The 14,825-nt window shown below is 50.3% G+C and carries 16 protein-coding genes; 4 read left to right on the top strand and 12 right to left on the bottom strand.

Going from position 1 to position 14,825, the window contains the following annotated elements:
• The first annotated feature begins 4 nt into the window (after positions 1-4).
• Complete coding sequence (locus FNY10_RS06475) at positions 5-637, top strand: LysE family translocator (RefSeq protein WP_160703570.1); 633 nt, start codon at positions 5-7, stop codon at positions 635-637.
• 197 nt (positions 638-834) lie between these two features.
• Here FNY10_RS06475 and FNY10_RS06470 read toward each other — a convergent pair whose 3' ends face one another.
• From FNY10_RS06470 to FNY10_RS06455, 4 genes are all read right to left on the bottom strand, one after another.
• The gene (locus tag FNY10_RS06470; protein ID WP_160703572.1) at positions 835-1,260 is read right to left on the bottom strand and encodes a cell envelope integrity TolA C-terminal domain-containing protein; all 426 of its coding nucleotides are present in this window, start codon (positions 1,258-1,260) and stop codon (positions 835-837) included.
• A 129-nt stretch (positions 1,261-1,389) separates the two neighbouring features.
• Positions 1,390-1,926, bottom strand: coding sequence for a GNAT family N-acetyltransferase (locus FNY10_RS06465; RefSeq protein ID WP_160703574.1), 537 nt, complete (start codon positions 1,924-1,926; stop codon positions 1,390-1,392).
• A gap of 88 nt (positions 1,927-2,014) precedes the next feature.
• Complete coding sequence (locus FNY10_RS06460) at positions 2,015-5,131, bottom strand: multidrug efflux RND transporter permease subunit (RefSeq protein WP_160703576.1); 3,117 nt, start codon at positions 5,129-5,131, stop codon at positions 2,015-2,017.
• A 251-nt stretch (positions 5,132-5,382) separates the two neighbouring features.
• Positions 5,383-5,772, bottom strand: a complete 390-nt coding sequence (locus FNY10_RS06455; RefSeq protein ID WP_160703578.1) for a transporter — start codon at positions 5,770-5,772, stop codon at positions 5,383-5,385.
• 330 nt (positions 5,773-6,102) lie between these two features.
• On the opposite strand from FNY10_RS06455, the gene FNY10_RS06450 reads away from it, so the two are divergent.
• Together FNY10_RS06450 and FNY10_RS06445 are read left to right on the top strand one after the other, a co-directional pair.
• A complete protein-coding gene (locus FNY10_RS06450; protein ID WP_160704035.1) occupies positions 6,103-6,807 on the top strand; it encodes a response regulator in 705 nt (234 codons plus the stop codon).
• On the top strand, positions 6,804-7,865 hold the full coding sequence (locus FNY10_RS06445) for an ATP-binding protein (protein WP_160703580.1): 1,062 nt from the start codon (positions 6,804-6,806) through the stop codon (positions 7,863-7,865). The genes FNY10_RS06450 and FNY10_RS06445 overlap by 4 nt, the downstream gene beginning before the upstream one ends.
• 19 nt (positions 7,866-7,884) lie before the next feature.
• Here the strand turns inward: FNY10_RS06445 and FNY10_RS06440 are convergent, their stop codons facing one another.
• The gene (locus FNY10_RS06440; protein WP_160703582.1) at positions 7,885-8,799 is read right to left on the bottom strand and encodes an ATP-grasp fold amidoligase family protein; all 915 of its coding nucleotides are present in this window, start codon (positions 8,797-8,799) and stop codon (positions 7,885-7,887) included.
• A 69-nt stretch (positions 8,800-8,868) separates the two neighbouring features.
• On the opposite strand from FNY10_RS06440, the gene FNY10_RS27150 reads away from it, so the two are divergent.
• Entirely contained in the window at positions 8,869-9,000 is a 132-nt protein-coding gene (locus tag FNY10_RS27150) for a hypothetical protein (RefSeq protein WP_255493163.1), read from the top strand.
• A gap of 84 nt (positions 9,001-9,084) precedes the next feature.
• Here FNY10_RS27150 and FNY10_RS06435 read toward each other — a convergent pair whose 3' ends face one another.
• From FNY10_RS06435 to FNY10_RS06405, 7 genes are read right to left on the bottom strand one after another with little or no spacing between them, the layout of a single operon-like run.
• A complete protein-coding gene (locus tag FNY10_RS06435; protein WP_131050108.1) occupies positions 9,085-9,672 on the bottom strand; it encodes a cupin domain-containing protein in 588 nt (195 codons plus the stop codon).
• Between the two features lie 58 nt (positions 9,673-9,730).
• Complete coding sequence (locus FNY10_RS06430; protein WP_131050107.1) at positions 9,731-10,432, bottom strand: DUF1989 domain-containing protein; 702 nt, start codon at positions 10,430-10,432, stop codon at positions 9,731-9,733.
• The gene (locus tag FNY10_RS06425) at positions 10,429-11,682 is read right to left on the bottom strand and encodes a M20 family metallo-hydrolase (protein WP_160703584.1); all 1,254 of its coding nucleotides are present in this window, start codon (positions 11,680-11,682) and stop codon (positions 10,429-10,431) included. The genes FNY10_RS06430 and FNY10_RS06425 overlap by 4 nt, the downstream gene beginning before the upstream one ends.
• Entirely contained in the window at positions 11,679-12,464 is a 786-nt protein-coding gene (locus FNY10_RS06420; RefSeq protein WP_160704037.1) for an amino acid ABC transporter ATP-binding protein, read from the bottom strand. Before FNY10_RS06420 ends, FNY10_RS06425 begins: the two co-directional genes overlap by 4 nt.
• 31 nt (positions 12,465-12,495) lie before the next feature.
• On the bottom strand, positions 12,496-13,137 hold the full coding sequence (locus tag FNY10_RS06415) for an amino acid ABC transporter permease (RefSeq protein ID WP_032432503.1): 642 nt from the start codon (positions 13,135-13,137) through the stop codon (positions 12,496-12,498).
• Positions 13,134-13,781: an amino acid ABC transporter permease gene (locus FNY10_RS06410; RefSeq protein WP_227699351.1), complete on the bottom strand. Its 648-nt coding sequence runs from the start codon at positions 13,779-13,781 to the stop codon at positions 13,134-13,136. The genes FNY10_RS06415 and FNY10_RS06410 overlap by 4 nt, the downstream gene beginning before the upstream one ends.
• A 22-nt stretch (positions 13,782-13,803) precedes the next feature.
• Complete coding sequence (locus FNY10_RS06405) at positions 13,804-14,649, bottom strand: transporter substrate-binding domain-containing protein (protein WP_032432500.1); 846 nt, start codon at positions 14,647-14,649, stop codon at positions 13,804-13,806.
• Positions 14,650-14,825: the final 176 nt, after the last annotated feature.

Raw genomic sequence — 14,825 nt, 5'->3', positions numbered from 1 at the left:
AGTTATGCCTGATTACGTACATATTCTTACTTTTGGTCTGGTTGCGTTAGGAATGGTATTAACTCCCGGCCCAAACATGATCTATTTAATTTCTCGCTCCATTTGCCAGGGAAAACGCGCTGGGCTTATTTCCCTGGGCGGCATTGCGCTTGGCTTTGTCTTCTACATGCTTTGTGCCGCATTCGGCATAACAGCATTTGTGTTTGCCATTCCTTATGCCTATGATTTACTTCGTTTTGGTGGAGCTGCTTACCTTCTCTATCTCGCCTGGCAAGCTGTAAAACCCGGTGGAAATGCCCCTTTTTCCGTTAAAGAGATGTCGGTTGATGGCTCTAATAAACTATTTATGATGGGCTTCATTACTAATCTCGCTAACCCTAAAATTGCCATCATGTATTTATCTTTGCTTCCACAATTTATTCAACCAGACCATGGCAGCGTTCTAAGTCAGTCACTGGCCCTTGGATGTGTCCAAATCTTTATAAGCCTGATGGTAAATTCCATGATTGTCCTTGTTGCAGGTTCAATAGCAGGGTTTCTTTCAAGTCGTCCTTCATGGATAAAAGCGCAACGTTGGTTTATGGGTACTGTACTGGCAGGGTTAGCCCTGAAGATTGCTTGCGAGGCAAAGCGATAGTGATTGTTTCCCACTAATGAGCACATCACGACATCAGCAATGTCCTCATATCACCCATGAGGACATCCTGATTTGATCCTCATAAGCTAACATAGATCAATGGTATCAATGTCCACTCCTGGCACGAAGCGGACCGCCTAAAGCGTCAAGAGGTCCACTCTGAGCGAGGAGCCGACCTGGAATGGATTATTATCGGGCTAACCGCGCATATCGAAGCCGGATTTTTGAAAATCTCGATAGACTTCCGCATTGTTGAAGGCTGGAAATTTGGCTTTTTGGGCTGCCGATTTTATCGCTTCGCAATAGGTTTTATTGCCGTTGCTGGTTGATATGTTGAAAGCCGTTCCGTCCTGAGCAAATTCAATATGCAGCCTGCATTTTTTCCCCTGCCAGCGTTGCGGCTCATCAAGTTTGGCATTGATCGCCGCCCTGATTGCCCGCGCTTGCGCCCCCCATGCATCCTGATCCTCCCAACGCCCTGAACCGCAACTCCCCAATGCCGTGGTTTTATGGCAGCCGGAAGGATGTAACGGCGCGCAGCCCGCGGCCAGGCTGACCACAATGGTCAGCATCACGATTTTCATTACGGTTTCAGACGATCCCACTTCTTGCCCCCACTCCATTTATACCTTAGCAATATTGGCATATATTCCCGTCATCCCTGACCGCTTTTCAACCACTATTATTAGCGGCTTTGACGGCCGCTATGAACTTACAACCAGGGACGGACATGACACGCTTAGACGGACTCTCTATTTAAGCCATTCTGTACGCAGCAGCGCATAAATGTAGGTGTCATCATATCGCTTGTGACCATTCTCAGTAACGAAGGAGACAAACTCTTTAAAGCAGCCTTCGCGTCGCATATGCAAGCGTTCGCATAGTTTTTGCGAAGCCTGATTATAATCCTCGACCCAGGCATACAAACGCCTTGCCCCTTTCTCATTAAATAAATAATCGAAAAGAGCAGTAACCGATTCTGTCGCATAACCCTGCTTTTCATAACGCTGATTAAAATGCCAGCCCACCGACCAGGTGTCGCGGTCCGGCTCGCCGCTATTTTCCGCAAACAGATGCCCGATTAAGGCATCAGTCTCTTTTATACAAACGGCAAACAGCCCTGGATCATTGGCCCGTCTGGCCACTTCAACCTGCGCCTCTGCGATTGAATGCAATTTTTCATCCTGAAAACAAGGGGCACGTGGTGAAGCAAGGTAATCGAAAAGCGCGGCTGCATCTTTTGCCTTGAAAGGGCGAATAATCAACCTTGGGGTGGTCATTATGCTCATGAGGACCTCAAATAGTTTTCCAGTTGATAAAATACCAGCCAGTCGCGCGCTACGCAGGATGTTTACTGGCTGGAAAATATGACTGCGATTAGTCGTTCCGGTTGTTCTTGTGGCGACGTTTTCGCATGCCAGTAAAGCGGGTAATCACCACGAAAAATACCGGCACAAAGAAAACGGCAAGCAGCGTTGCGCTAATCATGCCGCCGAAAACGCCGGTACCGATAGCATGCTGAGTGCTGTCACTTGCCCCGCTGGCAAGCATCAGTGGAACAACACCTAATGTAAACGCCAGCGATGTCATCAGTATTGGGCGTAAACGCTGCTTCGACGCGGTTAACGTTGCCTCAAGCAGAGTTTTGCCTTCAGCGATTAATTGCCGTGCAAATTCAATAATCAGAATCGCATTCTTGGCGGAAAGCCCAATCAGGGTTATCAGGCCCACTTTGAAAAATACGTCGTTAGTCATATTTGCCACGGTTACGGCCAGCACTGCGCCAAGCAGGCCTAGGGGGACAACAAACATTACCGCAAAGGGCACGGACCAGCTTTCATACAGTGCGGCAAGCACCATAAAGACCACTAACATTGACAGCACAATCAACCCCGGAAGCTGTGACGCAGAGGCCTTTTCTTGTAACGAACTCCCCGCCCACTCTCCTGCAAATCCTGACGGTAAGTCGCGCGCCAGTTTTTCCATTGCCGCCATTGCGGTGCCGGTAGACTCCCCCTGGGCGGCGCTTCCGGTTATGCGAATGGCAGGATATCCCTGATAGCGATTCAACTGCTGCGGAGCGACATTCCACGAAAGCGTCGCAAAAGTGGATAACGGAAGCATCTGCCCCAGGCGATTTCTGACTGACAAGGTCAGCAATTGTTCCGGCTGCATCCGGTGTGGCGCATCGGCCTGGACAATCACCTGCTGAACCCGACCATTATTCGTATAGTCATTGACATAATTGGAACCCGTGGCGACGGAAAGGGTTTGATTAATCTCATCAAACGACACGCCCATCGCTTCCGCTTTTTCCCTGTCGACATTGAGAGTCAGACGCGCCCCCTCACCTAACCCATCAATATAGACATCGGCCAATTGATGATTCTGATTGGCATGCGCAACCAGATCATCCGCCGCTTTTTTTAGCGCCTGATAACCTTTACTGCCTCTGTCCTGCAAATAATAGGTGAAGCCAGATGAGGTTCCCATATCAGAAATCGCGGGCGGCAACAGGCTCATCGTGACGGCATCCGGCACACCCGTCATTGTGGACTGAATATGGTCAGCTTCGTCTTGCGCAGTCGTCCCGCCGCGTTGTTTCCAGTCCTTCAGCGTGGTGAAAGCCATTGCTGAGTTCTGACCAGAGCCAGAAAAACCAAATCCCAGGATCATAATATTACTTTCCACCGCCTGCCGAAGGGCGATTTCGTCTTCAAACTTTTCGACAACCTTAAGCGTTCGCTGCATGGTGGCATCTGAAGGGAGCTGGATTGACGACATAAAATAGCCCTGATCCTCATCAGGCAAAAATGACGAAGGTAAGGAAGACAGACCAGCATACAGCGCGAGGCATAAAGCGGCGTAGATCATCATCGTACGGCCAGCATGCTTAATAACAAATCCCAGGCCGGAGGCGTAAAACGACGTCAGAGAATGAAAATGGGTATTAAACCATACGGAAAAGGTTCTGCCTTTACTCTGATGTTGGCTATGGGGCTTGAGCAGGGTTGCACAAAGCGCCGGGGTTAACGTCAGCGCCAGGAATGCTGAGAGTAAAATAGATACCGCCATCGAAATACAGAACTGCCGGTAAATAATACCGACGGACCCGCTAGCAAAAGCCATTGGAATAAATACCGCGGTAAGCACCAGCGTAATACCAATAATTGCTGGCGTAATTTCACGCATCGCTTCTCGCGTTGCATCGCGCGGGGTTAAGTTTTTTTCTTCGATCAAGCGCTCGACATTCTCGACAACAATGATGGCGTCATCGACGATAATCCCAATGGCCAGCACCATGCCAAACATGGTCAGAATATTAATCGAATAGCCGCTAAATAACATAATCGTAAAGGTGCCTAACAGCGCTACCGGCGCCACTATCGCAGGAATCAGCGTACAGCGAATCTTGTGCAGAAAAAGCAGCATAACGAGAAAAACCAGAACCATGGCTTCAACAAACGTCTCAACCACTTTCAGGATAGAAAGTTTAACAAATGGAGCCGTATCGAAAGGAACGGTAAAGGTCATTCCTTCGGGAAGAACGCCTGATAGTTCTGTTAATCGTGAGCGGATACCCGATGCCGTGTTGATAGCATTGGCGCCAGGAGAAAGCTGAATAGCTGCGGCCGTTGCGGGTACGCCATTTTCACGAATTCCAAATGCATAGCTTTGTAACCCGGATTCAACGCGAGCGACATCGGCTAATGTCAGACGAGCCCCCGAGGTCTCTGATTTAATCGTGATATTGCGAAAGGCCTCAACCGAAGAAAGTTGCCCTGTGACGGTTATCGGATAGGTCACCCTTTGTCCGTTAATCGCAGGTTCATCCCCCGTTCTACCGGGAGAAACAATCACGTTTTGCTGACTGACCGCGGTTAATACATCCGTGACAGACAATCCATAGCCGTGTAACTTCATTGGATCCAGCCATATACGGAGTGCCTTTTCTCCGCCAAAAAGCTGGACCTTCCCTACACCGGGGACGCGTCGAAGTTCATCCGTCACATTTCGGGCAAAATAATCGCTTAAATCGGCCTCCTGATATTCTCCACTTTGGGATTTTAATCCCACCATCATCAAGAAACCGGAGTTGGCCGCCTCAACGTTTATACCATTTTGCCGTACAGCCTGTGGCAGACGAGGCTCCACAATCTTAATTTGGTTTTGCAGATCCATCTGAGCGAGTTTGACATCGGTTCCCGGTTTGAAGGTTACCGTAATTGATGCCATACCGGTGGTGTCACTGGAGGATTCAAAATACAGTAAATTGTCCACGCCAGATATCTCACGTTCAATCAGGGAAATGACCGATGAGTTCATGACATCCAGACTGGCGCCAGGATAGCTGACTGAAATAATAATCCCCGGCGGGGCCACCGCAGGATATTGAGCTACCGGTAAACGGGGAATGGACAAGATTCCGGCTAAGACAATAAACAGCGCAATCACCCATGCAAAAATGGGACGGTCAATGAAAAAGTGCGGCATCAGATATACTTCCAGTCAACATACAGAGGATCAGAAAACTCAAGATGGCTCATTCGATACACGATTCTCATCGTCTGTTGCGACCCGCTTACCGATATCCTTGAGCTGAGCGATTTTTCAAGGAGCAGCAGAGCATCGTCCAGGCCCGCCGCAAATATAGTCTGGCGTAAAATCGCCAGCGCCAGGGGATACGTTAAGTATAAAGTAATGATGTGAGCCCCTGATGGATTGTTTATGGAGGATATGTGTACTCAAATCATCCTGATAAATGAATACACCGGCATCCCACAAAAAAAGATCAATAAAAAACATTCATAATAAAAAATAAAATCATTGATGTCTGGCGTGATGTTAAAAATCAGGTTAAATATAACAATGCTATTTATAAAGATAAAAATAAACCCAGCGGTGATGACGACTAACCCGATTAACACCCCCGATCTTTTTTGAAAAATAAAAGAGCATGCGGCGGTGATTATCAAAACATGGATCAATGATGATGAGAGTACAGTAGAAGCTACCGTTTCATCAATTGAGTGCATCAGATAAAGCCAGGAATATAACAGCTCCCATGAAATCAAGAAAAATAAAAATGCGGCGATGAAATTCTCACGACGAAAATTAACCACAAGCCCTGTCATCACCTTCCTGATTTGCAACCCCACATATTTCATCACTAGATTTCTCTTGGTATTATTCCTGATGCCCGGGAAGGTTATTCCTCGATTAAACATTATCGCTGCAGTATGTTGATTTTTTATTCCGGGATTATGTAGCCAGTATGGAGAGATTAACCGGACGACGCCAGCACTTCATTTTACATCATGTGTATGAAACTTTTTTAAAATGAAGCTGTCAATCTGGCTAAATTAAAAATAACCTCGTCTGGTTACGTCAATAATCTTTAAAAATTTCGACAAAAGGTCATTCGAGGTACAATGCATGATGTCATCGGTACTGTGGAAGAAAAAATGAACAAAAACAATCTGATTATCGTCGCCGAAGACGATGATGAAATCGCCGCCATACTGACAGGCTATTTGCATAAGGCAGGAATGCAAACCTTAAGAGCCGAGGATGGCGAACAGGCGATCAATCTTACTCGTGTGCATAAACCTGATCTCATATTACTGGACATTCACCTGCCCGTGTACGATGGCTGGAACGTTCTTACCACGTTGAGAAAGGAGAGCAATGTACCCGTTATCATGGTGACCGCACTGGATCAGGACGTAGATAAACTGATGGGCCTGCGGCTCGGGGCCGACGATTATGTCATCAAACCCTTTAACCCATCAGAGGTTGTCGCCAGAGTCGAAGCGGTACTGCGTAGAACCAAATCCAGCGCAGAAGTGGCTCATTTACGGCCATTAAGAACATATTGCCTTACCATTTATCCCGATGAATTTTATGTTGAAATCACTGTCCGGGGTCAGATATCCACCCCGGTATTGACCACCACTGAATTTAAGCTTCTGACCTACCTGGCGCGAAATCCACGAAAGGTGTGTTCGCGTGAAGAGTTACTCGATGCCTGTCTGCCCGAGGGGGATTCGCTGGATCGCACCGTAGACAGTCACATGAGTAAACTGCGGAAAAAGCTTGAACATGCCGGACTTAAAGGCGTTCCTGAAAGCATCCGAGGATTGGGTTACCGTTTGGGCGACAATAAATGAACAAAGAAACAATTCTCAGCCGGCAGATATTGACGCATATGCTGTCGTTAACATTTATTATTATTGTCATCGCTGTCCTTGGATCCTACTTATTCTATAGTTTCTTGATTGACTACCTGCCTGCAGGGATGAGCGCGGGAAATGAAGATGAGATGACCTTACTTGACTGGGTATGGATCCTGATAGCTTCGATAACCAGTCTTGTCGTTTCACTCTTTTTTACCGTTACACTGTCGGCAAGAATATTAAAACCATTAAATGCCGTAGCCTATAGCCTGAAACAAATTTCGCAGGGAAATCTTGATGCGAGAGCATCCGCAAACACTTCGCAACTGGGTGAGATGAATAACCTCGTCAATGATTTTAACGAAATGGCGGAAAAGCTACAGACGCTGGACACCCAGCGGAATCTATGGAATGCGGCAATCGCTCACGAACTGCGCACTCCCGTGACTATTCTGCGGGGAAGGCTCCAGGGGTTAGTTGATGGCGTATTCAAGCCAGAACCCGCGCTCTTCCGTAATCTACTTAAACAAACCGAAGGGCTGACCAACTTAATTGAGGATCTGCGTGTTGTGAGTTCCTCTGGAGGCGCAGGATATACCCTGATGCTCAGTGAAGTCGATCTCGGGACAACCATTAGCAATACGCTGGATACATTTTCTCCGGACTTTGAAGCGAAACCATTCAAAATAGTCACTGAACTTAAGCATCAGCCTTGTATCTGCGACGCGTTTCGTATTATTCAGTGCCTGACTGTTATCTTTGACAATGCATTAAAGTATTCGACGCCAGGAACGATCCTGGTGAAGAATGGTATTGAGGATGGTGAAAATTTCATTATCGTTGAAGATAGTGGCCCCGGAATATCTGACGAGCTGCAGAAAACCTTATTTCAGCCCTTTCATCGTGGCGAATATGCCAAACACATTCATCCTGAGGGGTGCGGCTTAGGCTTATCGGTTGTGAAAGCTATCATGCTCGCCCACGGGGGAAACGTAAGCCATAGCTTAACAAAAGAAAACCACTCAATTTTTAAGCTATCATGGCCCGATTGACGGTCCTGATAAAACAGGCTCAATTGAGCCTGTTTTTAGCCAGATGCAAATCCCACATTGCCCCTAGTTTAGCGTTCCATGATGCCGGGGTGATTTTAAGCTTACCTCTTTCGGGACTTAATGTTATTTCACTAAAATAGATGTCCTTTCCTTTTAGCATGAGATCGACACGACAATAGTCAATGTCTTTTGCCAAATCCTGAGCGGCAATTAATGCGTTATGGAATGACTCGGGTTCCTGAATTGTAACTGGCGTATTTGGATACTCCATCTGGAATGGCTGCAGATTCCAGGACCTGTCATAGACATTAATAAACTCTCTGCCATCGTCGCTGGTAAAATCCGCCTCAATAAAACAGGCCACGCCATGAAAACAGTGGATCCTTAACATTTCCGGCGTGTAATCTTTATCTTTCCCGGAAAATAAATCTACATACATTTCGCAGAGAATTACGGGAGGGATATTTTTATACTGCCACTCTCTGGTCGTGTAATACATGTTCTTTTTAAGCGCGAACTTTAGTTTATTTAACGCCCTGGCAGCATTAAAGTTATTTTTGTCTTTGCAGATAATAGTACTACCACTATCATGATTACATTTTAAAACAAATTCTTTTGGTAGTTTGGTGATATCGATATCTTCCACCCGATGATAAACACCAATTAAAGGCGTAAGTTTAACTAAGGTAGTCCGTGTCGTGACATATTCCCGGACAGCAAGTTTATCCGCAAGCATGGTATGAAATAAGTCACGTTCATAGACGAGTCGGTGACAGATTTTCTCATTCAGAGTTAATGGTTCACGTATGTTTGCATAAGCCCCTGATATTTTCTTCAGTCTGGCGGTATGAAAGGAAAGGTCGGTGATGAAAAACACTCTACACTTTCTGAAAAAATATTCGATAGACTTAATATGATAATTTATTTTGTTCATTCTTCCTCCTTATGATAAGTATTTTGACAGAGGATTGTTGATTTCTATTGCGCAGATGATGGAGAGTCTATGGATTGCTATCGCGGTATTTATGTCGCTGGGGTGAATGGCGGGCGCAACAAAACGGGATTGTTCTTCGGCACGATAGCGACGGCGTTGTTGCTCGTCCGCGATCGCTTCTTTGCACGGGACGTGGCTTAAACACCGGTCCAGGCCGATGCCTTCATGACGAAGTTTCCGGCTTAAACAGGGGCGATTAGCCGATAAACGACCGATGATGGCTAATCAGAAGGTAACTGGAGTATTCACCCACAAAACTTTGGCGACAACGGGGCCGATATTGCGGTAACCATGCGGGATCTGGCTGGGAAAATAGAACGAATCCCCCTGCTCAAGGATCCAGATATTGTCTCCCAGACGCAATTCCAGCGCGCCTTCCAGCACATAGCCCATCTCTTCGCCGTGGTGCTCAATCAGGCCATCGCTGGCGACGCCCGGTTCGATAATATGAATATTACCCTGCAGCAACCCGCCTTTGTGGTGCCAGGTCAGGTTCTCCAGTTCGATCCCCCCCTTTTTACTGCGCTGCAGGAACCGCTTACGGTTTCGCTGTTCAGGCTTCAGTACAGGCCGATCGGCCGTCCAGTCATCGGCCATCAGGTCGGCGATACTGGTCTCCAGCGCTTTTGCCAGGCGGTGCAACATTGCCAGCGACGGCGAGGCAGCGTCATTTTCCAGTTTGGATAACAGACTTTCCGAGCATTCCACCTTTTGCGCGAGCTGCTTGAGGGTCAGCTCCTGCACCAGACGCGCGTGGCGCAACCTCATTCCCAGCGGGGTTCCGGTAGATTTGATGTCAGCGTTTTTTTTCATCTGTCTGCTTCATTAAAGTCTGCCAACGGCCTGCATCATGCAGGCCTGGTAAGAGAAATCATGCCATCACGGCGAACTGAATTTCTTTCGGTGAGCAGCCGTTAATCGGCACAATGTCCTGCGGGCAAGCGGACATCACCACCACGCAATCCAGCTCGGCACGAATCTCTACATAATCACCTGCTTTGCTGACAGTTGGCAACCAGGAAATTGAATAATCAGGATTTACTGGCGTGTTCATCCACAAATTAAGCGGCTGCGGCACTTCACGCGCGCGCAGGCCAATCGCCTTCAGCGCCATGCGCATATTGTCAGCGCAGCTGTCGTGATACTCCGTAATCCCCATGTTGGTATAGCGGTAAAGATCGCAGGCGGCGATCAACGTGTCATGCACACCAGGTGAGGTATCGGTGAGCAGAGTGGCGATAGCACGGCGCTGGTTGGTCACCAGCACATCACCTGGCTGCGGAATAATTTTGTCGATAAAGGCACGGGTATGTTCCATGGACGCAAACTCGCTGAGATCGCCGGTATTGAAAAACCACGTGTCGCAGACCTGGCTGCCTGGGGTATTGATGATCTTAATCACCTGCCCTTTTTTCAGCAAAACGGCGCGTCCGCAGCGCGGCGGGATGGTATACAGTTCGTTTAACGTCGGTGCGCCATCGGCTGAAATCGGTGAGGTTGCCGTTGGGTTGAGGCCCAGGGCATCGCCATTGTCTTTATCGCAGCAGGTTGGGTAGTGTGCAGTTGCGGTCATGATTTAACTCCTTCAAGTGATTGGGATAGCTCAGTCAGTGCACAGGCCAGCGTACGGGCACCTGCCGCCAGTGAACGAGGATCGGTATATTCAGCCGGATTGTGGCTAATGCCTTGATGGCTGGGGACAAAAAGCATGCTGGTCGGACAGTGTTCGGCCAGATACATGGCGTCGTGAAACGCGCCAGATAACAGCTCCATATGGGCGATATCCAGCGCATTTCCGGCCGCTTTCAAGACATGATTGATGCGCGGGTCAAAGGTGACCGGCGCTTTATTCAGTAGCAGCTCGATGGTGACTTGTTCGCTTGCCAGAGAGGCAATCACCGCGTCGAACCGGGCCAGCGTTTCGGCCGATGGGTGGCGGAAATCAAGGGTAAAACGCACGCTCGACGGGATGGTGTTGATGGCATTTGGCATGACCTGCCAACGGCCAAACGTCAACCGCAACTCGTCATCTGCCGTGTCACCCATCGCCTGCTCAATGATCGCAAGCTGTTCGCGTGCCAGGGTCATCGCATCCTGGCGCAGCGCCATCGGCGTGGTCCCCGCATGTGCCGATATCCCATGGCAGGTGATCTGGTACCAGCGCACGCCCTGGATACCTCTGACGATGGCCAGCGGCACGCGGCGACTTTCCAGTACCGGACCTTGCTCGATGTGCAATTCCACGAAGCAGGCCATCTCGCGATCCGGGCGTAACGGGATGGCTGCAAAGCGGGCCTGGTGGTCTGCCAGCGCATCGCGAAACGAGACGCCATCTACGCCCACCGCGCCAAGATGGTCAGACAATCTCGCAGGGTCGACGAAGGTGCTGGAGCCCATCGCCCCCGGCGCAAAGCGGCTGCCCTCTTCATTGGTCCAGATAACCACTTCGACCGGGCGTTCGGTGACAACCCGTGCCTCATTGAGCGCTTTCAGGCACGCAAGTCCGGCCATCACGCCGTAACAGCCATCGTAGTTGCCACCGGACGGTTGCGTATCGATGTGGCTACCGGTGGTCACGGGCGATACAGCAACGCGTCCTGGACGACGGAAGAATAAATTCGCCGCCGCATCGCGGTAGACTTCACACCCGAGCTCTCGGGCGACATCAATAAGCCAGGACCGGGCATCGAGTTCCGCCGCGCTCAAAGCCTGGCGATCGACGCCGCCATTCGCTAACTTTCCATATTCTGCAAGCTGCGCCAACAGTTGGTTCAGCCAATCCTCATCCAGCTGTCGGGCAACCCGTAAGCCTGTTTCCATCATGGTAGTTTCTCCAGTTCTTCGGGTTGCAGAGGCCGACGAAACAGCGGCGCGAGAAAGCTCCGCAGGCGCTCGCTTTTCGGCTGTGTAAAAATCTGTCGCGGCGTGCCGCTTTCAATAATGTTGTCGTCGGCCATAAACACCAGCCGTGACGAGATATGGGCCGCAAACGCCATCTCATGGGTGACCATCACCATGGTCATTCCCTGCCCGGCCAGATCCCGGATAACGTCCAGCACCTCTTCAACACGTTCGGGATCGAGCGCCGAGGTGGGCTCGTCGAGCAGCAATAACTCCGGATTCAGCGCCAGTGCGCGGGCAATACCCACTCGTTGTTGCTGGCCGCCGGAGAGTCGCACCGGCCAGTCATTCGCTTTTTGCGCCATCCCGACACGGCTGAGGGCAGCCATCGCGGCCGTTTTTGCCGCCTGGCGGGACATTTTTTTCCCCAGTACCAGCGGCGCGGCGACATTTTCCTGCACCGTCATGTGCGGCCAGAGATTGAACTGCTGGAACACCATCGAGAGCGGTTTGCGCACATCGGCTATGAGGCTGGCGCTGTCGGCATACGCGAGGCCACGCTGCGTGCCGGAATAGCCGAGCAGTTGTCCTTTAATCAGCACGTCCCCTTTGTCGTAGGCTTCCAGAAAATTCATGCAGCGTAGCGCGGTGGTTTTCCCGGAGCCCGACGGGCCAATCAGCGTGACTATCTCACCGTGATCGACGCGTAAATTGATGTCATTCAGTACCACATGGTTTGCGAATGACTTGCCTACATGGCGCATTTCGAGCACCGGCACAGATGTATTGCCCACGTTATTCTCCGGTCCGTAGTAGGTGGCTCAATGTTTTTATGCTCATACTCACCCCCTGCGCCAGCAGCCAGTAGCTGACGATCAGCAAGGTATAAGGCAAGATATAGCTGTAGGTGTTAGCAACGATCTGACTCGTCGTCATGGTCAGTTCCGGTACGGTAATGATCGATGCGACGGCGCTCTCTTTAATCGTCAGAATGAACTGATTGCCCAACAGCGGTAGCGCAAAACGAACGGCCTGCGGCGTCTGGATATGCCAGAAACAGTGGACCGTAGAGATGTTGTTTGCCAGCGCCGCCTCTCGCTGTCCCGGCGGAATGGTGTTCCACGCGGCGCGAAAAATTTCGCCGAAATAGGCCGCGCTATACAGCGTCAACGACAGTAGCGTGGCGTCAACAGCGCTCAGCATGATGCCGATGGACGGCAGGCCAAAGTAGATAACGGCCAGCTGCGCCAGAAATGGCGTGCCGCGGATCACCCACACGTAGGCGCGCCACAGACGAAACGCCAGACCACGTCTGCCGCAGAGTCCGTTTAAGGCAAACCCCAACAGCATGCCGCCGCATGCGGCGCAGAGGCTTATCCACAGGGTCACGCCCAGGGCCTGAATGTAGGCTGGCAGGTATTGCGCGAGTTCCGTCATCGTTGTTCCCTCTGCCAGTGGCGTTCTGCCTGACGGCCCAACAGCGCCAGCAGGCTGGTCAGCAGTAGATAGACCAGAGCCACGGCCAGATAGACCTGCAGCGGCTGGTACGTAGATGAGGCCAGTTGCTGGCCCACGCGCATCAGATCCGTCAGCGCGATGACCGACACCACCGCAGAGGCTTTGATCACATCAATCAGCTCGGAAATCAGTGACGGCAGCGTAGTACGGACAACCTGCGGTACCTGGATGCGCCATAAAGTCTGCCGTGGGCTCAGCCCGCAAATCGCGGCGGCTTCCAGTTGACCTGGGGTGATGCTGGCGAAACCACTTTTCAGAATTTGCGATTGATAGGCCGCCGTGTTCAGCGTTAATGCCAGCGTGGCGGCGGCAAAGCCGGGAATGTCGATCCCCAATTGTGACGGTAAATAAAAGCAGAGCAGCAGCTGAGCCAGAACCGGGGTCCCGCGAAACAGACTGACCCATCCATGGGCCGTCATGCGGTAAATCGGTAACGGACTGGTCGACATCCGCCATACGCCAATACCCACCAGAAAGCCGGCGACCATCGCTGTCAGGCAGAGCGCTGCGGTGGTGAGTGCTCCCTGCATCAGCATCGGAAGCCAGTGGATAAAGCTCGTCATGAAATCCGTCATCGTTTTCCACTCACAGCGCCGGTGCGGGCATTTCTGTTGCCGGAACGCTCATCGTGAAGCCGAACCATTTCTGCTGCAGTGCCTTCATGGTGCCGTCGCGATTGGCTTCAATGATCCCGTCAGCGATCAGTTTTACCAGAGCGGCGCTGTCGGCATCTTTACGCCCTACCCAGCCAAAGAAGGTCTGTGGCCCTATCATTTCCGGCAGTGTGGCAAAAACGCCCGGGCGGGTTTTAATCAGCGGACCCAGGTTCGAGAGCGACTGGGCGACGCCATCAAGACGGCGGGATGCCAGATCGGCATAGGCTTCATCAAACGCGACATACTGTTTGATCTCTTTGATGCCCGGTTTGCCGCTGGCTCGTAGCGCCTGATCGAAGGATTGCAGCACCTGCAACTGACCGGAACCGGCCTGCGAGCCCACCACTTTACCGCTCAGGTCATCCGGAGTTTTAATCGCGCTGTCCTCTGCTCTTTTGAGCAGTGCGACGGTAGATTCCGCCACCGGAGCGGTAAAACTGAAGCGTTCAATACGCTGTTTATTGACGGTGACGGCGGTCACCACGAAGTCAAATTTTTTCGCATCAAGCCCTGGCAGGATGCCCTGGAAAGGCAGATCCAGCTGTTTCACTTTCACGCCTGGTAATGATTTGGCAAAGATGTGGTTCATCAGGTCAACGTCGTAACCGACAATTTTGCCGTTATCAACGTACTCAAAGGGGGCGTATCGCGCTTCAGTGGCAACGGTGATCTCTTTTGCTTCTTTAATTCGTTCAAGCAGATCGGCGCTGAAAGCCGTAGAGCAAAAAAGGCAGGTGGAAATAAGCACGGGTAAAGAAAAACGATTTAGCTTCATGGCATGCTCCAATAAAGGTATATGAACTACATGAAAGTTACTTGAATTTAATGAAAGCATGAAGCATGCCAATGACGTTAAAATCAGCAGTAAAATTTTTATCACTATGAAAAATAATATTTATTTTATGATGTAGCACTGGATGTGCTCTGTGCTGGTTTTTTGGTGATGGGGAT

Source organism: Klebsiella sp. Lac1, from assembly GCF_009825425.1.
Lineage (GTDB): Bacteria > Pseudomonadota > Gammaproteobacteria > Enterobacterales > Enterobacteriaceae > Klebsiella > Klebsiella electrica.
This window is presented reverse-complemented; position numbering and strand designations above follow the sequence as displayed.